General features: G+C 66.3%; 18 protein-coding genes. 3 read left to right on the top strand and 15 right to left on the bottom strand.

Features of this window, described 5'->3' with window-relative positions:
* Positions 1-57: 57 nt before the first annotated feature.
* The 4 genes from DCG74_RS14460 to DCG74_RS14445 all read right to left on the bottom strand — a co-directional run bounded on the left by DCG74_RS14460 (position 58) and on the right by DCG74_RS14445 (position 3,450).
* Positions 58-303 (bottom strand): hypothetical protein, encoded by a 246-nt coding sequence (locus DCG74_RS14460; protein ID WP_172787262.1) that lies wholly within the window; start codon positions 301-303, stop codon positions 58-60.
* 162 nt (positions 304-465) lie between these two features.
* Positions 466-1,053 (bottom strand): hypothetical protein, encoded by a 588-nt coding sequence (locus tag DCG74_RS14455; protein ID WP_172787261.1) that lies wholly within the window; start codon positions 1,051-1,053, stop codon positions 466-468.
* 114 nt (positions 1,054-1,167) lie between these two features.
* The gene (locus tag DCG74_RS14450) at positions 1,168-2,154 is read right to left on the bottom strand and encodes an MDR family oxidoreductase (RefSeq protein ID WP_172787260.1); all 987 of its coding nucleotides are present in this window, start codon (positions 2,152-2,154) and stop codon (positions 1,168-1,170) included.
* Between the two features lie 42 nt (positions 2,155-2,196).
* Entirely contained in the window at positions 2,197-3,450 is a 1,254-nt protein-coding gene (locus DCG74_RS14445; RefSeq protein ID WP_172787259.1) for an MFS transporter, read from the bottom strand.
* A 347-nt stretch (positions 3,451-3,797) separates the two neighbouring features.
* Here DCG74_RS14445 and nadA point away from each other — a divergent pair, with 347 nt between their 5' ends.
* The 3 genes from nadA to nadC are packed head-to-tail and all read left to right on the top strand — an operon-like array spanning position 3,798 to position 7,409.
* Positions 3,798-4,904: a quinolinate synthase NadA gene (gene nadA / locus DCG74_RS14440; protein ID WP_172787258.1), complete on the top strand. Its 1,107-nt coding sequence runs from the start codon at positions 3,798-3,800 to the stop codon at positions 4,902-4,904.
* A gap of 11 nt (positions 4,905-4,915) precedes the next feature.
* A complete protein-coding gene (locus DCG74_RS14435) occupies positions 4,916-6,520 on the top strand; it encodes an L-aspartate oxidase (protein WP_172787257.1) in 1,605 nt (534 codons plus the stop codon).
* 10 nt (positions 6,521-6,530) lie between these two features.
* A complete protein-coding gene (gene nadC, locus DCG74_RS14430) occupies positions 6,531-7,409 on the top strand; it encodes a carboxylating nicotinate-nucleotide diphosphorylase (RefSeq protein WP_172787256.1) in 879 nt (292 codons plus the stop codon).
* A gap of 183 nt (positions 7,410-7,592) precedes the next feature.
* Here nadC and DCG74_RS14425 read toward each other — a convergent pair whose 3' ends face one another.
* The 11 genes from DCG74_RS14425 to murC all read right to left on the bottom strand — a co-directional run bounded on the left by DCG74_RS14425 (position 7,593) and on the right by murC (position 23,778).
* Positions 7,593-9,041: a cell wall hydrolase gene (locus tag DCG74_RS14425; protein ID WP_172787255.1), complete on the bottom strand. Its 1,449-nt coding sequence runs from the start codon at positions 9,039-9,041 to the stop codon at positions 7,593-7,595.
* A gap of 308 nt (positions 9,042-9,349) precedes the next feature.
* Positions 9,350-11,503 carry an NAD-dependent DNA ligase LigA gene (ligA, locus tag DCG74_RS14420; RefSeq protein ID WP_172787254.1) on the bottom strand — a complete coding sequence of 718 codons (2,154 nt, stop codon included), beginning with the start codon at positions 11,501-11,503 and terminating at the stop codon, positions 9,350-9,352.
* A gap of 160 nt (positions 11,504-11,663) precedes the next feature.
* A complete protein-coding gene (gene recN, locus DCG74_RS14415; RefSeq protein ID WP_172787253.1) occupies positions 11,664-13,337 on the bottom strand; it encodes a DNA repair protein RecN in 1,674 nt (557 codons plus the stop codon).
* Positions 13,338-13,350: 13 nt separating this feature from the next.
* Positions 13,351-14,241 carry an outer membrane protein assembly factor BamD gene (locus tag DCG74_RS14410; RefSeq protein WP_172787252.1) on the bottom strand — a complete coding sequence of 297 codons (891 nt, stop codon included), beginning with the start codon at positions 14,239-14,241 and terminating at the stop codon, positions 13,351-13,353.
* A gap of 242 nt (positions 14,242-14,483) precedes the next feature.
* Positions 14,484-15,446 carry a UDP-3-O-acyl-N-acetylglucosamine deacetylase gene (gene lpxC, locus DCG74_RS14405; RefSeq protein ID WP_172787251.1) on the bottom strand — a complete coding sequence of 321 codons (963 nt, stop codon included), beginning with the start codon at positions 15,444-15,446 and terminating at the stop codon, positions 14,484-14,486.
* Between the two features lie 364 nt (positions 15,447-15,810).
* Positions 15,811-17,598, bottom strand: coding sequence for a cell division protein FtsZ (gene ftsZ, locus DCG74_RS14400; RefSeq protein ID WP_172787250.1), 1,788 nt, complete (start codon positions 17,596-17,598; stop codon positions 15,811-15,813).
* Between the two features lie 87 nt (positions 17,599-17,685).
* A complete protein-coding gene (gene ftsA, locus DCG74_RS14395; protein ID WP_172787249.1) occupies positions 17,686-19,008 on the bottom strand; it encodes a cell division protein FtsA in 1,323 nt (440 codons plus the stop codon).
* Positions 19,005-20,033, bottom strand: coding sequence for a cell division protein FtsQ/DivIB (locus tag DCG74_RS14390; protein WP_172787248.1), 1,029 nt, complete (start codon positions 20,031-20,033; stop codon positions 19,005-19,007). The genes ftsA and DCG74_RS14390 overlap by 4 nt, the downstream gene beginning before the upstream one ends.
* A 348-nt stretch (positions 20,034-20,381) precedes the next feature.
* On the bottom strand, positions 20,382-21,368 hold the full coding sequence (locus DCG74_RS14385) for a D-alanine--D-alanine ligase (RefSeq protein WP_172787376.1): 987 nt from the start codon (positions 21,366-21,368) through the stop codon (positions 20,382-20,384).
* A gap of 84 nt (positions 21,369-21,452) precedes the next feature.
* The gene (gene murB, locus DCG74_RS14380) at positions 21,453-22,370 is read right to left on the bottom strand and encodes a UDP-N-acetylmuramate dehydrogenase (RefSeq protein WP_172787247.1); all 918 of its coding nucleotides are present in this window, start codon (positions 22,368-22,370) and stop codon (positions 21,453-21,455) included.
* Positions 22,371-22,374: 4 nt separating this feature from the next.
* On the bottom strand, positions 22,375-23,778 hold the full coding sequence (gene murC / locus DCG74_RS14375) for a UDP-N-acetylmuramate--L-alanine ligase (RefSeq protein ID WP_172787246.1): 1,404 nt from the start codon (positions 23,776-23,778) through the stop codon (positions 22,375-22,377).
* Positions 23,779-23,902 lie beyond the last annotated feature (124 nt).

Genomic DNA, 23,902 nt, shown 5'->3' with positions numbered 1-23,902 from the left:
TTGAGCGCGAAGGGATATGATCTCGTCATAGTTGTAAATTGCAGCTTCAAGTCGGATCTACGAGGCCTTGCATCCGATGGTCTCGCCGACGAGGCTGATGCGAAAGACCGGCTGCTTGTTCTCGTCGAGCAGCTCCATGCACCACTCGGCGTTCGGCTTCAGGCTGCGCGCGATGCCGCTGAGCAGATTGGCGCACACCTCTGTCATCTCGGTCCAGGCGGCTGCGCGATCCTCGAACTCGTACGGCAGGTCGGCGGCGCCGGAATAGCGACCGGTGCTGATGCGGAAGAAATAGAGCGACATCGTTGAACCCTTGCGTGGGACCGCCCCCCGGCCGCGCGCAAACTGGGGCGCGAACAGCTACCAAGGCGTGAAGGCCGCGGTCCGTATGACTACGGCGCGCCGGCTTGGTGTTCGATGATGTCTTCGACGATCAATGGCGCGGGTTGTCCCGCGCAGGCGAGCTCACTGCGTCGAGCGGCGCAGTTCCAGCGGGCCCTCGTTCTTCGCCGGCTCGGACTTCACCGGCTCGAGCCGGCTGCCTTCGACACGCGGCGTCTCGACGCGCGCGGCGACCTCGGTGGTCGAGGCGGCAACCGAACCGGTGTGCTCCGGCCTGTGCAGCGAGCGCGGCCGCGCTGCGGCGCGCGCCATCAGCATCTGATTGCCGCCCTGGTGATGGAAGTCGCAATAGGCGAAGCCCATGCCCGACACCGAGCCGCGGAAGCTGCGGTCGTCGGTCTTTTCCAGGTTGAAGCAGGGCTCGAACGGGATGCCCTTGATCGAGGCGCACACGTTCTGGCCGCGGATCTGGAGGGTGTTGCCGGGCAGGCGAAGGTGTTTCACCGGGCCTGAGCCCGAGAACTGCACGGCGCCGGCGGCGCCGAGATCGTCGAGGATGCGGCCTGCACCGCGGGTGCCGTCGAAACAGGTGAAGGCGAACACCTTGCCGGCCACGAAGCGGCGCGCCTCGTCGGCGTTCATGCTTCCAGCGATGGCCGGCGCAAACGTCGCTGCCGCCGTGACAGCCCCCAACACAATACGCGCAAGCATGCTCAACTCCGAACCAACCCCCGCAGCGGGCGATGCCTTTATCTCTTTACCCGCTGCTTACCATACCAACCATGGCGACATTGAAGCAGCTTGGTTGGTAAAGTCTGAACGCCGTTAGACAATTTTTACCACGACGCGGCCGCGAACCTGGCCGGCCAGGATTTTCGCGCCCCACCCCGGGACCTCGTCGAGCGAAATTTCCTCAGTGATTTCAGATAGTTTCGTCCGATCCAGGTCGGAGGCCAAACGCTGCCAGGCGGCTTTCCGGGGCTCGAGCGGGCACATCACGGAATCGATGCCGAGAAGGCACACTCCGCGCAAAATAAACGGCGCCACCGAGGACGGCAGGTCCATGCCGGCGGCCAGGCCGCAGGCCGCGATCGCGCCACCATATTTCGTCATCGAGAGCAGGTTGGCGAGGGTGGTCGAGCCGACGCTGTCGACGCCGCCGGCCCAGCGCTCCTTGGCGAGGGGCTTTGCCGGCGCCGACAATTCGTTGCGGTCGATGATCTCGGCAGCTCCCAGCTGCTTCAGGTAGTCGGCCTCGGAGACGCGGCCGGTCGAAGCGATGACGTGGTAGCCGAGCTTGGACAGGACGGCGATCGCAACCGAGCCGACGCCGCCGGCAGCGCCCGTCACCACGACCGGGCCGCTCTTCGGCGAGATGCCGTGCTTCTCCAGCGCCAGCACCGAGAGCATCGCCGTGAAGCCGGCGGTGCCGATCGCCATGGCGTCGCGCGCCGACAGGCCCTGCGGAAGCGCGACCAGCCAGTCGCCCTTCACCCGCGCCTTCTCGGCATAGGCGCCGAGATGGGTCTCGCCCATGCCCCAGCCGGTGCAGACGACCTTGTCGCCCGCCTTCCACTGCGGATGCGAGGAGGCTTCGACCGTGCCGGCGAAATCGATGCCAGCGATCATCGGGAAGCGGCGCACCACCGGCGCCTTGCCGGTGAGCGCAAGACCGTCCTTGTAGTTCAGCGTCGACCATTCCACCCGGACGGTGACGTCGCCCTCCATCAGCTCGGCTTCGTCGAACTGCGCGAGCTGCGTGGTTGTGCCCTTGTCCGCCTTGTCGATCCTGACAGCCTTGAATGTGGCCACGACTGAACTCCCTGACTTTGTTTGTCGGGGATGTTTAGCCGATCAGGCCGGCTGCGCAACCGCCCGTGCCACAGGTTTCTCCACGATCGGAAGATTGATCAGCGCCGAGAGCACGCCGAACAGGATCGAGAGCCACCAGATAGGCGTGTAGGAACCGAACTTTTCGAACACGATGCCGCCCAGCCAGACGCCGAGGAAGCCACCGACCTGATGGCTGACGAAAGCGAAGCCATAGAGCGTGGCGAGCCAGCGCGTTCCAAACATCAGCGCCACCAGCGCCGAGGTCGGCGGCACCGTCGACAGCCAGGTCAGGCCGGAGATCGCGCCAAACGCGATCGCCGAGAACGGCGTGATCGGGAACATGATGAAGGCGAGCGTCGCCAGTGCACGCGTGAAATAGATGGTCGAGAGGATGTAGCGCTTGGGCAGTGAGTTCTGGAGATAACCGACGCTGAGCGAGCCGATGATGTTGAACAGGCCGATCGCCGCGATCACCCAGCCGCCGGTCTGCGCGGAGATGCCGCGATCGACGAGGAAGGCCGGCAGATGCACGGTGATGAAGGCGAGCTGGAAGCCGCAGGTGAAGAAGCCGAGCACCAGGAGCACGTAGGAGCGATGACCGAAGGCTTCGGCAAGCGCCTTGGTGATGGTCTGGTCATCCGCGGGCGTTGCGCTGTTCGCACTTGTCACCGGCGGCGTCGAGAGCGCCAGCGACAGCGGGATGATCAGCAGCATCAGGAAACCGAACACGGAGAGCGCCTGCTGCCAGCCGAAATTGTCGATCAAGGCGACGCCAATGGGCGCGAACAGGAACTGACCGAACGAGCCCGCCGCGGTGCCGGCGCCGAGCGCAAGCCCGCGCTTCTCTGCCGGGAGGAGCTTGCTGAAGGCCGACAGCACCAGGTTGAACGAGCAGCCCGCGAGACCAAAGCCGACCATCACGCCCGCACCGACATTCAGCGACAGCGGCGTCGAGGAATAGCGCATCAAGAGCAGGCCACCGGCATAGAGCAGCGCGCCGACGCACATCACCCGGAACAGGCCGAAGCGATCCGCAACCGCACCGGCGAACGGCTGGCCCAGTCCCCACAACAGATTCTGCACGGCGATGGCGAGGCCGAACACGTCACGGCCCCAGCTGAATTCGTGACTCATCGGCTGCACGAAGAAGCCGAGCGCCGAGCGCGGGCCGAAGCCGAGCATGCCGATGGCACAACCGCAGAGGATGATGACGGCCGGGGTACGCCAGTTGGAGGAACGCAAGGCCGGTGCGAGTTCGCCGATCTGTGTCGACATGGTTTTCCTCGTCTGTCGTTGGCGGATCCGCAAATCAGCAGCCGCGGGACAGCCCGTTTAATGCATCTGCATGAAAATCCCAAGCCAAAAACGGTTGCATTCCACGAAGAGCTGACGCGGGAGCATTGCGTTTCAATCTGGCCTCGTCTGGCAGGTGCGCAGTGACGGGAATGTGTGCGACAGGCTCTGGCGGCACGCGCGGGTGCGTGCTATGTTTGATTTACTCAGATTGAGCATATTTGGTAGCAGCGACGTTCGCCCGGCCTTCTCGGCCGGATTTCTCGGGCTCCATATATTCTCAAATTGAGCATAATAGCCACTCGATTGGCCACACCTGGGAGGCTTCAATGCCGATCACTGGAATTTACGGTCCCGACGACTTCGCCAACCGGCCGCAAGGCCAGGCCATCGCCGCCTCCCGCGCCGCGCCGGTGCCCCCCGGACCGACATGGCCGACGCCGTCACTGGAATGGACGGCGGCGGTCGAACGCGCGACCGCGCCGCTCTATGACCGTGTCAAGCACGTCATCCCGTCTATCGAATGGCCGCTGATGGCGCCGACGATTCACGCGATCAACGAGCTGAAGCGCGCGCGGGGCGCGGTCATCCTCGCCCACAACTACCAGGCCCCGGAGATCTTCCATTGCGTCGCCGATATCGGCGGCGACTCGCTCCAGCTCGCGGTCGAAGCCACCAAGGTGCAGGCGGACATCATCGTCCAATGCGGCGTGCACTTCATGGCGGAGACCTCCAAGCTGCTCAATCCGGACAAGTCCGTCTTGATCCCGGACTCGCGCGCGGGCTGCTCGCTTGCCGCCAGCATCACCGGTGCGGACGTGCGGCTGCTGCGGGAGAAATTCCCCGGCGTGCCCATCGTCGCCTATGTCAACACCTCGGCGGAGGTGAAGGCCGAGGTCGACATCTGCTGCACGTCCTCGAACGCGGTGCAGGTGGTCGAGAGCCTGAACGCCCCGACCGTGATCTTCCTGCCCGACCGATACCTTGCCACTTACGTGGCGTCGAAGACCGACGTGAAGATCATCGCCTGGAAAGGCGCCTGCGAGGTGCATGAGCGCTTCACGGGCGAAGAGCTGCGCAGCTTTCGCGAGGCCGATTCCACCGTGCAGATCATCGCGCATCCGGAGTGTCCGCCGGACGTGCTGGCGGAAGCCGACTTCACCGGCTCGACCGCGCACATGATCAACTGGGTGCGCGCAAAGCGGCCGCGACGGCTGGTCATGATCACGGAATGCTCGATGGCCGACAATGTCCGGGCCGAGCTGCCCGATGTGGAGATGCTCCGCCCCTGCAATCTCTGCCCGCACATGAAGCGCATCACGCTCGCCAACATCCTGGAGAGCCTGCTGACGCTTGGCGAGGAGGTGACGATCGAACCCGCGCTCGCGGAACGCGCGCGGCGCTCGGTCGAGCGCATGATCAATCTGAGCAATTGAGGGCGAGCAACATGCACGACATCCACGATCTCACCCGCTCAACCGACGACGTCATCATCGTCGGCGGCGGCCTTGCCGGACTGTTCTGCGCGCTGAAGCTCGCGCCGCGGCCGGTGACCTTGATCTCGGCAGCACCGCTCGGGCACGGCGCATCCACCGCATGGGCGCAAGGCGGCATCGCTGCGGCCGTGGCTGAAGGCGACACGCCGGAGGCACACGCCGCCGACACCGTCGCGGTCGGCGGCGGCCTCGTCGACGAAGCCGTCGCGCTCGGGATCGCGCGCGAGGCGGCGTCGCGCATTCACGATCTTCTCGCCTATGGCGTTCCGTTCGATCGCGATCTCGACGGCAGGCTTGCCGTCGGACGTGAGGCTGCGCATTCCGCGCGCCGCATCGTGCATGTGCGCGGTGATGGCGCTGGCGCCGCGATCATCGCCGCCTTGAGCGAGGCCGTGCGCCGCACGCCCTCGATCCGCCTGATGGAAGGCTGCGTCGCCGAAGCATTGCTGACCGAGGACGGCGCGGTCACCGGGCTGCAATTGCGCGAGGCCGGCAATCCCGCGGCACGGCCGCTCGTGCTCGCCTCACGCGCAGTCGTGCTGGCGACCGGCGGGCTCGGCCATCTCTACGCCGTCACCACCAACCCGCCGGAAGCGAGCGGCTCGGGCCTTGCGATCGCAGCCCGCGCCGGCGCCGTGATCGCCGATCCTGAATTCGTGCAGTTCCACCCCACCGCCATCATGGTCGGCCGCGCCCCGGCACCGCTCGCCACCGAAGCGCTGCGCGGCGAAGGAGCAACGCTGATCAATGGCAACGGCGAGCGCTTCATGAGCGCCCGCCACCCGCTCGCGGAGCTCGCGCCCCGCGACATCGTGGCCCGCGGCGTGTTCGCCGAGATCTCGGCCGGGCGCGGCGCCTTCCTCGATGCGCGCCAGGCGCTGGGCGCGCGCTTCGCGACGAGGTTTCCGGCCGTGCATGCGAGCTGCATCGCCGCCGGCATCGATCCCGCGACGCAAGCGATCCCGATCGCGCCGGCCGCGCACTACCACATGGGCGGCATCGCGGTGGACGCGCACGGCCGCAGCTCGATCGACGGCCTCTGGGCCGCCGGCGAAGTCTCCTCCACCGGCGCGCATGGCGCCAACCGGCTCGCCTCGAATTCGCTGCTCGAAGCCGTCGTCTATGCCGCCCGCATTGCCGACGACATCGGCGGCCGCACCGTGCCCCGGCCGGCCCGCTTGCCGGACGCTTTGGTGATGCCGCGCGCCGGCACGGTGGATGCTGCGGAGGTGAAGCGGCTGCGCGCGGCGATGAGCGCACATGTCGGCGTGATCCGCGACGGTGACGGGCTTGCGCAAGCGGTGCGCTATTTCGCCAGGCTCGAGCGCAAAGCCGGACACGGTGCCCTCGGCAACATGGCGATCTCGGCCCTGCTCGTTGCGGCAACGGCCTGGACGCGGCGCGAGAGCCGCGGTGCGCATTTCCGTTCCGATCACCCGGCCGAAAACCCGGCGCCGGCGCAGAGAACGATGACCACGCTCGCCGCAGCGCGCGAGGTCGCGGAGAGCCTCGATGAACGCCCGCGGCCACGTATTGCGCAATCCATGATCGCCTGAAGGAGGCCCCATGATCACCCCGACCTCATTGCTCTATCCCGACGCCTTCCTCTCTCCGCTCGCGATCGAGGCGGCCGTTGAGCGCGCGCTCGACGAGGACCTCGGCCGGGCCGGCGACATCACCTCGCTCGCGACGATCCCGGAAGCGACGCGCGCGCAGGCCATCCTTGTCGCGCGCCAGTCCGGCGTGATCGCCGGATTGCCGCTGGCGCTCGCGACCTTGCAGAAGCTGTCGCCCGACGTCGAGGTGCGCGCACATGTCCGCGACGCCGCGCGGGTTGCGCGCGGCCAGCACGTGCTGACGATCTCGGGCCCTGCGCGCGCAATCCTCACGGCAGAGCGGACTGCGCTGAACTTCGTCGGCCGGCTGTCAGGCATCGCCACGCTCACGGCGGACTATGTCGCGCGCACCGAAGGCACCAGGATGCGCATCTGCTGCACGCGCAAAACCACGCCGGGACTGCGGGCGCTGGAGAAATACGCGGTGCGTTGCGGCGGCGGCTTCAACCACCGCTTCGGGCTCGACGATGCGATCCTGATCAAGGACAACCACATCGCGGTGGCCGGCGGCATCCGCCCGGTGCTGGAGCGCGCCCGCGCCCATGCGGGCCACCTCGTCAAGATCGAGATCGAGGTCGATACGCTGGCGCAGCTGCGCGAGGTGCTCGACAGCGGAACGGCCGACGCGGTACTGCTCGACAACATGGACATTGCGACGCTGCGCGCGGCGGTGAGGCTCAACGAGGGCCGCCTCGAGCTGGAGGCGTCCGGCGGCGTCACGCTGGACTCGATCGCCGCCATCGCGGCAACCGGCGTCGACTATGCATCGGCCGGCGCCCTGACGCATTCAGCTCCGAATTTCGATTGCGCGCTGGACATCGAGGCGTGACGTCTTCGCCTCTCCCCGCTTGCGGGGAGAGGCCGGAATGCGCGCGTAGCGCGGATTCCGGGTGAGGGGAGTCTCCGCGAGTCCAACTCTCACCGTCCTCGCGGAGAGTCCCCCTCACCCCAACCCTCTCCCTGCAAGCGGGGCGAGGGAGCGCATTTGCGCAAGCAAGGAGAGGTAAGGAAACTACCGCCGCTCGCCCATCTCGGCGGAGCTCTTGGCTTCCTGCGCGAGTTCAGCCGAGAGCGCGGCGGTCTGCGCCGGCGAGCCCCAGCTCGGCACCTCGCTGCCGTCACCCCAGTTGCGCGGCCGATAGAAGGTGTGCACGCCGGTCTTGTACAACTTTTTCATCTCGGCGACCCAGGACGGGCGCACCCAATAGGCATGGTAGTGCGTCGATTTGCCGACCTCGGGCAGCCAGATCTGGCCGTCGAGCATCGCCTTGGAAATCTTCTTCGCCCGCTCCCACATTTCGGGCTCGCGGATCACGTCGGGATTGTTGTCGCAGGCGAAGGTGAACTGGCAGGCGAGATGGCGATACTTGTTCTGGTAGACCACGCCGCACACCGTGTCGGGATATTTGCCGGAGAACACGCGGTTCATCACCACCTGCGCCACCGCGATCTGGCCGCGCACGGCCTCGCCGCGGGATTCGAAGTAGACGGCTTCCGCGAGGCACTTTTCAGATTTCGCGCGCGCCTTCTCGTCGAGCGCGAGCCGTTCCGCCGGCGACTTGGCGCGCTGGTTGTCGGCGTTGACCTCGCCCTTCGGCGCGACGCTCTCGCCGCTCTCGATGTCCTTGGCGATCTCCGCCGTCGGCGGGGTCAGCGAGGCCGTCATCTTCATGTCGGGGTCGGGCATCACGATCAGCGGCTCGGCGCCGGGCTGCCAGCTCTCGATGGTCTCGAGATTGCCGCCGAGCGAGGAGCTGCCGAAAAACAGGTTTGATGTCTTGACGCTGAAGGGATCGCGCGCGGGCGCAGCCGGCGCCGCGGCCCGCTTCAGCGCTTCCAGCGGCTGCACCGCCAGCGCGCGCGCGGCTTCGCTCGCCTGCGGCGGATTGGAATATTGCGGCAGCGGCGGCGCGCGCAGCGCCTCCTGCAGCTCCGGATCGAGCGCGGCCGCGGATTCCGGCGACATCGCCGGCGGCAATGCGGCGGTCTTGGCGCCGAACACCGAGCTGTTCGAGGTCGCGGGATCTTCCTTGGCCGGGGCTGCAGCCGGCGCGACCGTCTCGGGAGACTGTGTCGGCGTGACGATTGCGAGGCGATCACCCTTCAAGGCGCGATCAACCTTGGGAAAGTCGGAAGCCTGGTAGCGCGCCGGCGCCTGAAGCGCCGGATTGCGGCTGATCGCGCCGGTGACGTCGCGGCCGTCGAGGCTGGCGAGCCGAACCATCGCGCTCTGCGGAACCGACGTGCCGATGGGACGGGAAAAACTGTAGGTGGCGAGCTGGATCGAGGACGCAGCAGAGAACACCTGCTTCTGCCACCGCTCAGCGACGCCGGGTTGGCGCGCCAGCAGCGAGGCAATGTCCTGATAACCGGTCTCTCTCGGCATCAATGCGAAGATGCAGAGACCGATGCCGAAGGACGCGAACCGCGCGCCCTTCGGATGGTTACGCAACACAGACATCGATACACTCACGCTACGCTTACGCTCGTCCGATCGAACTCAGTACATCCGTGCAATTCGATCTTTATCGTGAGTATCTAATTTAGGTTGCCGGGGCGTTAATCGGCGTTGCGCATGCGGCACACTCAAGCGATTGCAGGTGTTTTCACGGGGCGACGTCGCGCATTGGTAAATGCGGCCTGACGTGAAGCGGTAAAGATCGGGTCAACGCGAAAGGTGAAGGAACTCTTGCCGCCGCGTATCATTACGGGACGTTTGTTACAGGAGCCTCGGCGATGGCGACGGAACGTGAGGAGCCGACGTGCCCCTCACTCCGCGATCAGCTTCAGCCACTCGTCTTCGGTCAGCACCTTGACGCCGTGCTTGTTCGCATCCGCGAGCTTCGAGCCGGCGCCGGGGCCCGCGACGACGAGATCGGTCTTTTTCGACACCGAGCCCGACACCTTGGCCCCTAACCGCTCGGCCGTGGCCTTGGCTTCATCCCGCGTCATCCTCTCCAGCGATCCCGTGAACACAACGGTCTTGCCGGCGACGGCCGAATTGCTCTTCGGCTTCTCGGCGTCGACGATCTCGACCTCCCTGGTCAGGCGTTCGACGATGCCGCGATTGTGGCTCTCGCCGAAATAATCGGCGATGCTCTTGATCACGGTGTCGCCGATCTGGTCGAGCGCATCCATCTCGGCCATCGCCTCCTCGTCACCCTCAGCAACTTTCAGGCAGGCATCGTGGAACGCATCCCACGAGCCGTAGCCGCGCGCCAGCGCCAGCGCCGTGGTCTCGCCGACATGGCGCATGCCGAGCGCGTAGATGAAGCGCTCCAGCGCAATTTTCCGCCGGCTCTCGATGGCGCCGAACAGGTTGCGCACCGAGGTCGCGCCGTAGCCCTCGACCTCCTCGAGCTTCAGCTTCGCGTTGCGCTTCTCCAGCGTGAAGATATCGGCGGGCTCCTTCACCCAGCCCTCGTCGAAGAAGTACTGGAGCTGCTTCTCGCCAAGGCCGTCGATGTCGAAGGCCCGCCGCGACACGAACAGCTTCAGATGCTCGATCTTCTGGTAGGGACAGGCGAACTCGCCGGTGCAGCGGGCGCGCGAGCCCTCCTCGCCCGTCGCCGTCTCCTCGCGCACGACGTCGGTGTGCAGCGGACACGGGCACTTCTTCGGGAAGTGGAATTCCCTGGCGGTCTTCGGCCGCTTGTCCAGGACGACGTCGACCACCTGCGGGATGACGTCGCCGGCGCGCTGGATCACCACGGTGTCGCCGATCCTGATGTCGCGCCCCTCGCGAAGCACCTCGCCCTTGTTGCCGATGCCCTTGATGTAGTCCTCGTTGTGGAGCGTGACGTTCTGCACGATCACGCCGCCGACGCCGACCGGCTCGAGCTTGCCGACCGGCGTGAACGAGCCGGTGCGGCCGACCTGGATCTCGATGTCGCGCAGCACCGTCATGGCGCGCTCGGCCGGGAATTTGTGCGCGATGCCCCAGCGCGGCGTGCGCGAGACGAAGCCGAGCCGCTCCTGCCAGTCGATGCGGTCGACCTTGTAGACGACGCCGTCGATGTCGTAGTCGAGTTTTGCGCGCTGCTCCTCGATCGCGTGATGAAAGGCGAGCAGCTCCTCGACCGAGTGACAGAGCTTGGTCAGCGGATTGGTCTTGAAGCCGCAGCGCTCGAACCAGCTGATCATGCCACTCTGCGTGTCTTCCGGCATCGCGCTCATCTGCCCCCAGGCATAGGCGAAGAACCCGAGCGGGCGCGAGGCGGTGATGGTCGGGTCCTTCTGGCGGAGCGAGCCGGCAGCCGAATTGCGCGGATTGGCGAAGATGGTATCGCCTGCCGCCTTCTGCCGTTCGTTGAGCGCCAGGAACGCCTTCTTGGTCATGTAGACCTCGCCGCGCACCTCGCAGATGTCGGGGATGTTGCGGCCCTTCAGCTTCTGCGGCACGTCTTCGAGGGTGCGGATGTTGGCGGTGACGTCCTCGCCGACCGCGCCGTCGCCGCGCGTCGCGGCGGTGACGAGCTCGCCGCCCTCGTAGCGCAGCGACATCGAGAGGCCGTCGATCTTCGGCTCGGCGGAGAAGTCGATCTTGTCGTCGTCGAGCTTCAGGTAGCGCACGATGCGACCAACGAAGTCGCGCACGTCCTCCTCCGCAAAGGCGTTGTCGAGCGACAGCATGGGCACGGCATGCGGGACTTTCCTGAAGCGCCCCGACGGTGCGGCGCCGACCTTCTGCGAGGGCGATTCCGCGGTGACGAACTCGGGAAAGCGCGTCTCGATCGCGTTGAGGCGCTGGCGCAGCGCGTCGTATTCGGCATCGGTGACGGTCGGCGCATCCTCTTGATAGTAGCGCTCGTTGTGCCCCTCGATCTCGAGCGCGAGCCGCATATGCTCGACCTTGGCCTGCGCCTTGGTGAGGTCGGCGACGTCGCGTAGCGGTGCTGCTTTGGATTTTGCTGCTCTGGCCATGATGCTTGGATACGACGTAGCGGGCGGGAGGGTAAAGGCTTGTGGAAATCTCGTGCCCCGGACGAGCGCGGCGCCTCTTCGGCGGTGCGCTGCAGAGCCGGGGCCCATGCGACGAGAGCTCTGGGTCCCGGCTCGCGCTTCGCGCGTCCGGGACACAAACCTAAGCCGTCGCCGCCTTGAGCAGCCGTTCCGCGGCCGCCCTCGCCTCGGCCGTGATCTCGGCACCGGCGAGCATCCGGGCGATCTCCTCGCGGCGGTGGTCGGCGGCGAGTGCATTGACGCGGGTGGCGACGCGCTTGCCCTTGTCGAGGGCGTCCTTGGAGATGAGCAGGTGCTGGTCGGCGCGGGCGGCGACCTGCGGGGCGTGGGTCACGGCCATGACCTGGACCTTGCCGGCAAGCCGCGCCAGGCGCCCGCCGATGGCGTCGGCCACCGCACCACCGACGCCGGTGTCGATCTCGTCGAACACGAGCGTCGGCGCCGAGCCGCGGTCGGACAGCACGACCTTGAGCGCGAGCAGGAAGCGCGACAGCTCGCCGCCGGAGGCGACCTTCATCAAGGGACCCGGCTTGGTGCCCGGATTGGTCTGCACCCAGAACTCGACGCGGTCGAAACCTTGCGGCCCGGGCGCAGCCTCGTCGGTCTCGACCTGGGTCATGAACCTGGCGCGTTCGAGCTTGAGCGGGGCGAGCTCGGCATTGACTGCCTTGTTGAGCTTCTCCGCCGATTTCTGCCGCGCCAGCGACAGCTTCTTGGCGGCCGCAGCATAGCGGCTGTCTGCCTCGATCGCGGCCTGCTCCAGCTTCTTCAAGCGCGAGGCGCCGGCATCGATCAGGACGACGTCGGCGGCATATTTGGCGGCCAGCGCGGCGAGCCCGTCGACCGGCGTCGAATATTTGCGCGAGGCGGCGCGCAATGCGAACAGCCGCTCCTCGATACGCTCGAGCTCGGCCGGATCGAAATCGGTTGCGGCCAGCGCCGCCTGGAGATGCTGGTCGGCTTCCTCCAGCGCGTTGATCGCGGCGTCGATCGCCTTCACCGCGGGCTCGACCAGCGCCGGCGAGTTGACGCCGCGGCGCTCCAGCCGGCGCACCGCTGCCGAGAGGGCTGCGACCGGCGAATGATTGCCGCCGACCGCTTCCTGCGCCTCGCGCAGGTCGGAGGCGATCTTCTCGCCCTGCATCATGGTGGTGCGGCGGGAGGCCAGCGCGGTCTCCTCGCCGTCCTTGGGCGCGAGCTGCTTCAGCTCGTCGGAGGCGTGGCGCAGATAATCGGCCTCGCGCGCCGCGCTCTCCATGGCGGCGCGATGCTCCTCCAGCGCGGTGTTGGCGGTGCGGCGCGCGTCCCAGAGCGCTTCGACCGCCGCGACGTCCTTTTCGAGGCCGGCAAAAGCGTCGAGCAGGCGGCGGTGGGTGGCGGCATCGACCAGCGCGCGCTCGTCGTGCTGGCCGTGGATCTCGACTAGGGCGGTGCCGACCGCCTTCAGCGTCTGCACGCTGATCGATTGGTCGTTGATGAAGGCGCGGGTGCGGCCGTCGGCGAGCTGCACGCGGCGGAGAATCATCTCGCCGGTGTCGTCCAGGCCGTTCTCGGCCAGGATCTTCGTCGCAGGGTGATTCTTCGGGACATCGAACACCGCCGTGACCTGCCCCTGCTCCGCGCCGTGACGCACGAGGCCGGCATCGCCGCGGCCGCCGAGCGCCAGCGCAAAAGCATCGAGCAGGATGGATTTGCCTGCACCGGTCTCGCCGGTCAAAACCGCGAGGCCGGAGGCGAATTCGATATCGAGCCGTTCGATCAGGACGATGTCACGGATCGACAGACGCGCCAGCATGGAACCAAATTTCCTAGCCGAGACCCATCTTCTTGAAGGTCCGGCTGATCCAGGACCCCTGATTCTCGCTCGGTTCGAGACCGCCGGATTTTACAAGATTATAGGCGTCCTTGTACCAGCGGCTGTCAGGAAAATTGTGCCCAAGCACGGCCGCCGCGGTCTGCGCTTCGCCGACGATGCCGATCGCCATATAGGCCTCGGTCAGGCGGAACAGCGCCTCCTCGACATGGCGGGTGGTCTGGTACTGCGTGACGACGGTCTTGTAACGATTGATGGCGGCCGTGTAGTCGCGCTTCTGGGCGTAGTAGCGGCCGACGTTCATTTCCTTGCCCGCGAGCTGGTCGCGTGCGCCCTCGATCTTGGCCTTGGCCGAGGTCGCATATTCCGAGTTCGGATATTTGCGCACCACCTCTTCCAGCGCCGCGATCGCCTTTTCGGTGCGGGTCTGGTCGCGGCTGATGTCCGGGATCTGGTCGTAATGGGAGGCGGCGATCAGATATTGCGCATAGGCCGCGTCCGGGCTGCCGGGATGCAGCGTGACGTAGCGGGTGGCGGCGCCGATGCAGCCGTCATAATCGCCGCCCTGATAGGACGCATAGGCCGACATCAGCAGCGATTTGCGGGCCCATTCGGAATAAGGATGCTGGCGGTCGACCTCTTCGAACTTCTTGTTCGCCGCCTTCATGTCCTTCTTCTCGTTCATGAGGTACAGGCCCTCATTGTAGATCTTGTCGGCGGGCTCCTCGACGAAGGTGTCGTCCTTGGCGGTGAACTTGTCCCAGAGCGCGCCCGTGCCACATCCGGCGAGCGGCAGCGCGAGCATGATGAAGGTGACGGCCTGAAGCAGCCCGCGGGCTCGCGACGAGACCGAGAAATATCCGCGCGTCATACGCTGTGCCGACATGAGTTTAAGCCCTGACGCCCTGTGATGCGGTGTCCGCCAGCCCACGAACCCCTCATGGGCGCGAAATGTAACCGTGGTGCCTGCCGTGCGACCACGCCGATGTATCCGAAAAACGACCGTTAACGAACCGGATAGGGAGGCATTTCGCCCGGATTAAGGCGAACCTGCCGCAATGCTAGCCGATCATGGTTACCAGGAGTTTCCCGGGGCCGCCAACCACGTTCCGAAGGCGGCAGGCCGCGTCAGGACACATCCGGTCCGAAGGCCGCAGCGATCCGGCCGCCGACGATGCCGCGACCGACCTCACCCACGGGACGCGTGGTGCGGCGGGCAGCCTCGCCCTCGACCACCCGCCAGGCGGTCCGGTCGGCGAGCAGCGCGGTCAGGACGGCGTGATTGACCTTGTGGCCACCACGCACCGAGCGGTAGGCGCCAAGCAGCGGCAGCCCGGCCAGCGAGAGATCGCCGATCACGTCCAGCACCTTGTGGCGGGCGCATTCATCGGCGTAGCGCAGGCCTTCGGTGTTGAGCAGCCGCTCGTCGTCGAACACGACGGTGTTGTCAAAGGAGGCGCCGAGGGCATAGCCCGCGCTCCAGAGCCGCGCGACATCGCTCATCAGGCCGAAGGTCCGGGCCCGGCCGACTTCGCGGCGGAAACCTTCAGGGTTGACGTCGAAGGCGTAAGCCTGCTGGCCGATGACGGGATTGGTGAAATCGATCTCGACCTCGACGCGGAACCCATTGGCGTGGGGCCTGATCTCGCCGAAGGAATCGCCGATCTTGACCGAGATCGGCTTCAAAACCTGAATGAAGCGGCGCTGCGCCGGCTGGGTGACGACGCCGGCCTGGTCGATCGCCGCGATGAAGGCCGCCGCACTACCGTCCATGATCGGGACTTCGGGACCGTCGATCTCGATGGTGGCGTTGTCCACACCCATTCCCCGCAGCGCAGCAAGCACATGCTCGGCGGTGGACACCAGCGGACCGGTGCGGTCGCCGAGGACGGTGGCAAAGTCGGTCGCGATCACCTGGTCGGCGGTCGCCTGGACTTCGCGGTCACTTCCCTCAAGTCCGGTCCGGACAAAAATAAAACCTGCGTCGACAGGCGCAGGCCCAAGCGTGACAGTAACGGGAAGACCGGAATGAACGCCCACGCCTGCCACGGAGGCTTGCGCACGAAGCGTTGTTTGCCGGCTAAATTTCATCAGGAACCCGCCCCACTACGACCCACTGCGACTTATACGAGACCCGCTTGGCCGGCCAGAGCCGACACTACCGAATCCCCGTATCCCCAAGTCACGGCAAACCATAGTTGCTGCCTCAAACAGCGCCAACTCACGCTTTTTTACCGATTGTTACCCCAAACCTGCCGTATTCGCGCCAAGGCTTAACCAAATTGCGCCGGTGTTCGGGGTCCCTGTCGGCAGTTTTACTGAACCACCGAATGCGTAATTAATGATTTAAAATCAGTTGCTTGGCTGCGCAATCCGGACATGCCCGGGGCAAAAGGAAAGGTCCCGGCAAGCTTCTCGCCGGGACCTTTTTTCGTCTGCCTTATTGTAACAATCCTCAGGTCGCCTGCCGCCGCAGGAAGGCCGGGATATCAAGATGGTCGTCACCCTGTGGCGCCGGCGCAACAGGTGCGGGGCGCCCATGGACGTCCAGGCCCTGCGGCGCAGGACGGCGGGCATACTCGGATACCGGCTCGCTGGATGCGATCTGCTGCGCCACGGTCTTCTGCGGCCGGCGCTCGGGCAGCGGCGGCATGGCGGGACCGGCGGTGCGGGCCGCGACCGGCGGCTCGCTTTCCTCGTCGCGACGGCCAAGGCCGACATTGGCGAGGCGCTGCAACAGCGACAGGCGGGTTTTCTGCGGGGTTTCTTCCTCAGCCTCGCCGCGGGCCTGCCGAATCTCGGCCTGGGCCGGCATCGGCAGCTCCTCGATTCGCGGCATGCGTGGCGCGCGGGCCGGACGCTCGGCCTGCGGCGGGATGAAGGTATCCGGCGTCATCGGCTCCTGCACCGCGACCGGGGCCATGTCGGGCTCCGGGAACAGGGTCGGCTTCTGCGCGATCGGGCGCACGGTGACGTCGCCATAGGTCTGCGGCGCGGGCGCCTGCGGCACCTCGGCAACGGCAGCGGCGATGGCGGCGAGCGCAGCGCGCTCGACGTTCTGACGGGGCGCGGCGACAGCGGGAGCCGGCGCGGCGACCGGGGTCTGGGCTTCGAGCTTCTGGGCACGCTCGGCCAGACGCTGGTTGTCGGCCCGGAGCCGGGCGGTCAGGTCGGCGAGACGGCTCTCGGCAGCGGCGGCCGGGGCGGCAGCCTGCTGCACCTGCGGCGCCGGGTTCGCGACGGGCGCGGAGGTGGCCTGGCTGTTGCGGGCGATCGCGGCCTGCTCGATGCCGGTGGCGACGACCGAGACGCGGATCAGGCCGTCGAGCGCTTCGTCGAAGGTGGCGCCGACGATGATGTTGGCATCCTGGTCGACTTCCTCGCGGATGCGGGTCGCGGCCTCGTCGACCTCGAACAGGGTGAGATCCTTGCCGCCGGTGATGGAGATGAGGAGGCCCTTGGCGCCCTTCATCGAGCTGTCGTCGATCAGCGGATTGGCGATCGCGGCTTCCGCGGCGGTCAGCGCGCGCTTGTCGCCGGAGGCTTCGCCGGTGCCCATCATCGCCTTGCCCATTTCCCTCATCACCGCTCTCACGTCGGCGAAGTCGAGGTTGATCAGGCCTTCCTTGACCATCAGGTCGGTGATGCAGGCAACGCCCGAATAGAGCACCTGGTCGGCCATCGCGAAGGCGTCGGCGAAGGTGGTCTTCTCGTTGGCGACCCGGAACAGGTTCTGGTTCGGGATGATCAGGAGCGTATCCACGACCTTGTGCAGCTCGTTGATGCCGGCTTCAGCGGTGCGCATGCGGCGGCCGCCTTCGAAGTGGAACGGCTTGGTCACGACGCCGACGGTGAGGATGCCCATGTCGCGCGCGGTCTTGGCGATCACGGGAGCAGCGCCCGTGCCGGTGCCGCCGCCCATGCCGGCGGTGACGAACACCATGTTGGCGCCCGAGAGATGGTCGCGCAGCTCGTCGATCACCTCTTCCGCCGCCGCGGCGCCGACGTTCGGCTGCGAGCCGGCGCCGAGGCCTTGCGTGACGGCCGTGCCCATCTGCACGATGCGCTGCGCCTTCGACATCGTCAGCGCCTGCGCGTCGGTGTTGGCGACCACGAAGTCGACGCCCTGCAGGCCCGCCGTGATCATGTTGTTGACGGCGTTGCCGCCGGCGCCGCCGACGCCGAATACGGTGATCCGGGGCTTCAGTTCGTGAATATCAGGAACATTGATGCTGATGGTCATGGTTGCCTCTCGATCACGCGCGCGTGGGTTCGCCCCGGCCGGTGGCCGCGGGAGTTGGTGAAAATCGAAGATTGCAGAATGCGGTCATCAGAAGCCCTCGCGTAGCCATCGTCCGACCTTTCCGAAATATCCGCCGGTCCCTGTCTTGACCTGCTGCCGCGTATGCCGCGGTTCGACATGTTCGAGGTGAACATATTGCGGGTAGACGAGAAGTCCGGTCGGCACCGCGAACGCGGCGTTCTTCGCCTCGTTGGGCAGCCGGCCAAAACCGAGCGGACGGCCGACCCGCACGGGGCGGCCGAGAATCCGGGTACCGAGATCGACGAGACCGGTCAGCTGCGAGGCGCCGCCCGAGAGCACGACGCGGCCGTTGGGCTCTGCGGCGAAGGGCGAATCCTTCAGCTTGTCCCGAACCATTTCGAAGACTTCCTCGGCACGGTGCTTGACGATGTTCGCGATGGTGGCGCGGGAGACGATCTGCGGCAGATCCTGCTCGTCACCGGCTGTCGGCACAGACATCAGCTCACGCGAGTCCGATCCGCCGGTGATGACGGTGCCGTATAAGGTCTTGATTCGCTCGGCATCGGCAATGGTCGCCGAGAGTCCGCGCGCAAGATCCATCGTGATGTGTTGCCCGCCGACCGCAAAACCCGCCGCATGCACGAAGCGGCCGCCCGAATAAACGGCAATCGTGGTGGTGCCGGCGCCCATCTCGACGACGGCGGCGCCGAGATCGGCCTCGTCGTCGGTCAGCACCGACAGGCCGGCCACATAGGAGCTCGCTGCCATCGCTTCGACATTGATGTGGCAGCGCTCCACCGCCAGCATCAGGTTGCGCGCCACAGTGGCGTCACAGGTGACGACGTTCATGTCGACGCCGAACTGGTGCGCAACCATGCCGCGGGGATCGCGGATGCCCTTGACGCCGTCGAGCGTGTAGCCGACCGGCAGCGCGTGCAGCACGGTGCGGCCTTCGCCGGTGGCGTGGCGCATGCCGGTGGAGGTGACGCGGCTGACATCGGCCGGCGTCACGGCGCCGCCACGAATGTCGGCGGCGGCTTCGACCAGCTGGCCGGCGAGCCGGCCGCCGGAGACCGACAGCAGCACCGACTCGACCCGCACCTTGGCCATCTTTTCGGCAAGCCCGACGGCTTGGCGCACCGCCTGCTCGCATTCGCCGAGATCGATCACCGCGCCGGCCTTCATGCCGCGCGACTGGATCTGGCTGTAGCCGATCAATTCCACCGCATGGGTGCGGCCGCGCAGCGCATCGCTCGGCGGCGACGGCTTCAGCCGCGCGATCATGCAGGCGATCTTGCTGGTTCCGATGTCGAGGCAGGCGACGATGCCGCCGCGCTTGTGCGGCATCGGGCGCGTCTTCGGCGTCTGGCTGCGATCGAGACCGGTCATGCGGAATCCCCGGCCTTCTTTTTCTTCTTGTCCTTGAACAGCTCCTCGCGCGCCTTTGCGGCGTCCTCGGAGAGCTGCACCACCAGCCGGTCCGGCAGGCGCATGTCGACGGCGACGATGTCGCGGGAGAACAACCGGTCTTCCTTGTCGAGCTTGGACAGCGTCGCAAGCGCGTTGCCGACGTCCTGCTCGGGCAGGCGGATGTCGAGACCGTCCTTGAGCCGCAGGTTCCAGCGCCGCTCGCCCACGTAGATCGCGGCCTTGGTCACCGAATTCACCTGCGGGTAGCGCGATAGCAGCGCCAGGAAATCACGCGCCTGGGTGTCGGCGCCCTTGCCGACCACGAGCGGCAGCGACAGGAAGCGGCGCGAAACATAGGGCTCGAGCACGGCGCCGTCGTCGGCGATGACGGAGAGCCGGCCGGCCTCCTGCCACAGCGCGAACGCCTTGCGCTCGGTGAGCTCGATCATGAGCTGGCCCGGATAGAGCTTCAGCACGGTCGCATCCGCAATCCAGGGATTGGCCTTGAGCTTGTCGCGCACCGCGTCCGCATCGAGGAACAGCAGCGAGGAACGGCCGCTGACGCCGCCGATCGCGAGGATCTCGTCCTGCGTCAGCTGCTTGCGGCCGTTGATCACGACGGAGGTGATGCGGAAACCGGCGGAATTGGCCAGCGCATTGCGGGCATCGCTGACCGCGGTGACGAAATCCTGGAGATGGCCGCCCTTGACGATGCCGAAGCCGCAGCTGCCGATCAGGAGCAGCACGGTCATGCTGAGGCCGACGCGGCGCGGCAGATAGCGCTCGACCAGCGCGACCACGCGCGGCGGCGGCTCGCGCTCGACGACGGCCCTGACCTTGGCCTTGGCTTTGGCCTTGTCCTTGGCGGCAGCGCGCGCCTCTTCGTGCTTGTCCTGCATCCACTCGCGCAGAAGCACGCCCGCTCCGATAGCGGCCGCCTTCAGGTCAGCTTGGGGCCTCAGCGATCTGAAAAGCGACCGGGTGAGGCTTCCTGCTCCATCCATTGCACGAGCTCGTCAACAGTTTGCCCGCGACATCGCGCGGATCCTGGCGAACATGACGTCTCGGTGCCGGGCCGGGTGCTGGTCTTCAGCAGAAGAAAACCTCTCCCCTTCAAAGCGTTCGCTGGAGGGTGACATCACCCGCGACAGCTCTCGCGCCGGCAGCCAAAGCGCCATATGCGCCGCCAGCGTTAACCTTCGGACGTCCTGGTAAACAAAAGGTAAAATTCGTTAACGACTTGCGCATTTTGCCTCGCGATGTGAGGCATTTGCGCCGCGATGTCCGGCATTTTACCGGTTTTGGTCGCCAAACTGGTCGGTTTCGCCGATTCGGCCGTTAACCAGTCCTGACTATTTCCGTACGCGCTGGCAGGCGAGCTCGACCAGGCCGCGCAGGAAGTCGACGAACTCGATGCCTTCGGCTTTCAGCGCCTTGGGGTAGAGCGAGGACTTGGTCAGCCCGGGCAGCGTGTTGGTCTCGAGATAGACGAGGCCCTTGTCCGAGACGATGAAGTCCGAGCGGGAATAGCCGGTGCAGGACATTGCGCGATGGGCCAGCATCGCCTGCTCCTTGAGCGCGGCGGTGATCTCGGGTGCGAAGCGGCCGGGGCAGATCTCCTGGGTCGACTTCAGAAGATATTTCGCCGCGTAGTCGAAATTGCCCTCACCCGGAATGATCTCGATCGGCGGCAGCGAGATGATCGAGCCGTCGGTGCGCTCCAGCACGCCGCAGGTCGCCTCCACGCCGGCGATGTAGGGCTCGATGACATACTCTTCATGCTTGGCCGCGTTGCGGACGGCGACGAGGTCCTGCTTGGCGTTGACGAAGATCAGGCCGTAGCTCGACCCGTCGCGCGCGGGCTTTGCAATCAACCGGCCGTATTCGGCGAAGGCCCCGTCGATATCATCGAGCGCAAGATTTTCCGGTGGCGTGACGCCGCCGAGCGCAGCGAAATGCTTGGCTGCGATCTTGTCGAAGGCGAGATGCGAGGACGCCGAGCCCGAGCCGGTGAACGGCACGCCGCGCGCCTCGCACATCACCTGCAATTCGCCGTTCTCGGCACGCCCGCCATGCAGGCCGAGCACCAGCACGCGATCTTCCGCCTTGGCCCGGTCGAGCGCCTGCGCGAGCGGAACGCCTGACGTGCCCGGCTTGAACTCGTCCTCGAACGGGCGGGCATGCTCGAGCAGCTGCTTCGACTGCACGACGTGCACCTTGTCCTCGACGTCCCACCACCAGAGGTCGGCCTCGGGCAGCGCCTGATGCAGCGCCTGGGCGGTGGCGACCGAGACCAGACGTTCGCGGTTGGAGCCGCCGAAGAGGATGGTGATGCGCATGTTCCTGTCACCCATGTGTATCGTCACTCCGGGATGCGCCGAAAGGCGCAGGCGCGACTTCGTCGCGCCCCGGAATGACGGAAATCATGAAAGCCCGATCCGCTTGATTTCCCAGTGTAGCTCAATTCCGGAATTCGCCTTAACGCGTTCGCGTACGGTCTCGCCGAGCGTCTCGATGTCATGCGCGGTGGCGTCACCCGTGTTGATCAGGAAGTTGCAATGCATCTCCGAGACCTGCGCGCCACCGACGCGCAAGCCGCGGCAGCCGGCGGCATCCACCAGCTTCCAGGCGGAATGGCCGGGCGGATTCTTGAAGGTCGAGCCGCCGGTCTTCTCGCGGATCGGCTGCGCGGTCTCGCGATGGCTCTGCACCTCCGCCATGCGCGCGCGGATCGCCTCCGCGTCCCTGATCTCGCCGCGAAAGCGCGCGGAGGTGAAGATGATGGAGGGATCGACGCCGCTGTTGCGGTAGACGAACTTCATGTCGGCGTTGGAGAACACGTGCTTGGTGCCGTCGCGCCCGACGCCCCTCGCCTCGATCAGCACGTCCTTGGTCTCGCCGCCATTGGCGCCGGCATTCATGCGCAGCGCGCCGCCGATCGTACCCGGAATGCCGAAAAAGAATTCGAGCCCGCCGATATTGGCGGACGCCGCAACCTCCGCCACGCGCTTGTCGAGCGCGGCAGTACCTGCGGTGACGATGTCGCCACTCGCACTCGCCTCGCCGAAGGCGCGCGGCGCGAGACGAATGACGACGCCGGCAATGCCGCCGTCGCGCACGATGAGGTTGGAGCCGACGCCGATGACATAGACGGGAATGTCAGGGGCCAGATGCGCGAGGAAGTAAGCGAGATCGTCCTCGTCCGCCGGCGTGAACAACACCTGCGCGGGACCGCCGACGCGAAACCAGGTGAGCTCGGCCAATGACTGGTTCGCCAGCAGCCGGCCGCGCAGCTCGGGCATCGCGGCTTTGAGTGAAGGGGTGATGTCGGGAAATCCCACCGCGTTACCCCAGCGCCTTCAATTCGCCGGGCAATGCATACGCCCATTGCGTGATGTTGCCTGCCCCGAGGCACACGACGAGATCGCCTGGTTTCGCCAATCCCTTGACGATGCCGGCGAGCTCCGTCGCGGCCGGCAGCGGGATCACCTCGCGGTGACCATGCGCGCGCAGGCCCGCGACGAAATGGTCGCGGTCGATGCCGTCGATCGGCGCTTCGCCCGCGGCATAGACGTCGGCGACGACGACCGCATCGGCGTCGTTGAAGCAGGTGCAGAATTCCTCGAACAGCGATTGCAGACGGGTGTAGCGATGCGGCTGCACCACGGCGATCACCTTACCGGTGTAGGAATCGCGCGCTGCCTTCAGCACGGCCGCGATCTCCACGGGGTGATGGCCGTAATCGTCGATCACGGTGACGCCGTTCCACTCGCCAGTCTTGGTGAAGCGCCGCTTGACGCCGCCGAAGCCAGCCAGCGCCTTGCGGATCGCCTCGTCCGACACGCCGAGCTCATGCGCGACCGCAATTGCAGCCGTCGCATTCGAGGCGTTGTGCCGGCCCGGCATCGGCAGCGCGAGGTCGGCGATCTCATGCGTGGTGCCGGTCTTGCGGTCGCGGATCACGACCTTGAACTTCGAGCCGCCGCCGCCCGCGGTGAGATCGACCAGGCGTGCATCGGCCTGCGGGTTCTCACCGTAAGTGATGATGCGGCGATCCTCGATCCTGCCGACGAGGCTCTGCACCACGGGATGATCGATGCACATCACGGCAAAGCCGTAGAACGGCAGGTTCTCGACGAAGTGACGGAACGCGTCCTGCACGGCCTCGAAGGTCTTGAAGTGATCGAGATGCTCGGGGTCGACATTGGTGACGATCGCGACATCGGTCGGCAGCTTCAGGAACGTGCCGTCGCTCTCGTCGGCCTCCACCACCATCCAGTCGCCGGCACCTAACCGTGCGTTGGAGCCGTAGGCGTTGATGATGCCGCCGTTGATCACGGTCGGGTCGAGGCCGCCGGCGTCGAGCAGCGTTGCGACCATCGTCGTCGTCGTGGTCTTGCCGTGCGTGCCGGCGATGGCGACGCAGCTCTTCAGCCGCATCAGCTCGGCCAACATCTCGGCGCGGCGCACCACGGGAATGCGTTTCTCGCGTGCCGCCATCAGTTCCGGATTGTCGCGCTTGATCGCGGAGGACACGACCACGACCTCGGCGCCGTCGATATTCTCGGCCTTGTGGCCGACCGAGACCTTCGCGCCCTTCTTGCGCAGACGGTCGAGATTGTAATTGTCGGCGGCATCCGAGCCCTGCACGGCATAGCCGAGATTGACCAGCACCTCGGCGATGCCGCTCATGCCGATCCCGCCGATCCCGACGAAGTGGATGGGTCCGATCTCGCGCGGCAGTCTCATGTGGTTTCCTTGGGGTCATCGTCCGCGAAGGCGGACGATCCAGTACTCCGCGACGCCAGAGATTCAAATCAACTGCGTCGGATACTGGATGCCCCGCTTTCGCGGGGCATGACAAGTGGCTTTT

Source organism: Bradyrhizobium sp. WBAH42 (genome assembly GCF_024585265.1).
Taxonomy (GTDB): domain Bacteria; phylum Pseudomonadota; class Alphaproteobacteria; order Rhizobiales; family Xanthobacteraceae; genus Bradyrhizobium.
This window is presented reverse-complemented; position numbering and strand designations above follow the sequence as displayed.

Excerpts from the sequence above, each read along its gene's own strand:
- ftsA (WP_172787249.1), bottom strand. The coding sequence starts at position 19,008 with ATGACCGGTCTCGATCGCAGCCAGACGCCGAAGACGCGCCCGATGCCG.
- DCG74_RS14445 (WP_172787259.1), bottom strand. The coding sequence starts at position 3,450 with ATGTCGACACAGATCGGCGAACTCGCACCGGCCTTGCGTTCCTCCAAC.
- ftsZ (WP_172787250.1), bottom strand. The coding sequence starts at position 17,598 with ATGACCATCAGCATCAATGTTCCTGATATTCACGAACTGAAGCCCCGG.
- lpxC (WP_172787251.1), bottom strand. The coding sequence starts at position 15,446 with ATGAAATTTAGCCGGCAAACAACGCTTCGTGCGCAAGCCTCCGTGGCA.
- DCG74_RS14385 (WP_172787376.1), bottom strand. The coding sequence starts at position 21,368 with ATGCGCATCACCATCCTCTTCGGCGGCTCCAACCGCGAACGTCTGGTC.
- ligA (WP_172787254.1), bottom strand. The coding sequence starts at position 11,503 with ATGGCCAGAGCAGCAAAATCCAAAGCAGCACCGCTACGCGACGTCGCC.
- nadC (WP_172787256.1), top strand. The coding sequence starts at position 6,531 with ATGATCACCCCGACCTCATTGCTCTATCCCGACGCCTTCCTCTCTCCG.
- murC (WP_172787246.1), bottom strand. The coding sequence starts at position 23,778 with ATGAGACTGCCGCGCGAGATCGGACCCATCCACTTCGTCGGGATCGGC.
- recN (WP_172787253.1), bottom strand. The coding sequence starts at position 13,337 with ATGCTGGCGCGTCTGTCGATCCGTGACATCGTCCTGATCGAACGGCTC.
- DCG74_RS14455 (WP_172787261.1), bottom strand. The coding sequence starts at position 1,053 with ATGCTTGCGCGTATTGTGTTGGGGGCTGTCACGGCGGCAGCGACGTTT.
- nadA (WP_172787258.1), top strand. The coding sequence starts at position 3,798 with ATGCCGATCACTGGAATTTACGGTCCCGACGACTTCGCCAACCGGCCG.
- DCG74_RS14410 (WP_172787252.1), bottom strand. The coding sequence starts at position 14,241 with ATGTCGGCACAGCGTATGACGCGCGGATATTTCTCGGTCTCGTCGCGA.
- DCG74_RS14435 (WP_172787257.1), top strand. The coding sequence starts at position 4,916 with ATGCACGACATCCACGATCTCACCCGCTCAACCGACGACGTCATCATC.
- DCG74_RS14460 (WP_172787262.1), bottom strand. The coding sequence starts at position 303 with ATGTCGCTCTATTTCTTCCGCATCAGCACCGGTCGCTATTCCGGCGCC.
- DCG74_RS14390 (WP_172787248.1), bottom strand. The coding sequence starts at position 20,033 with ATGGATGGAGCAGGAAGCCTCACCCGGTCGCTTTTCAGATCGCTGAGG.
- DCG74_RS14425 (WP_172787255.1), bottom strand. The coding sequence starts at position 9,041 with ATGTCTGTGTTGCGTAACCATCCGAAGGGCGCGCGGTTCGCGTCCTTC.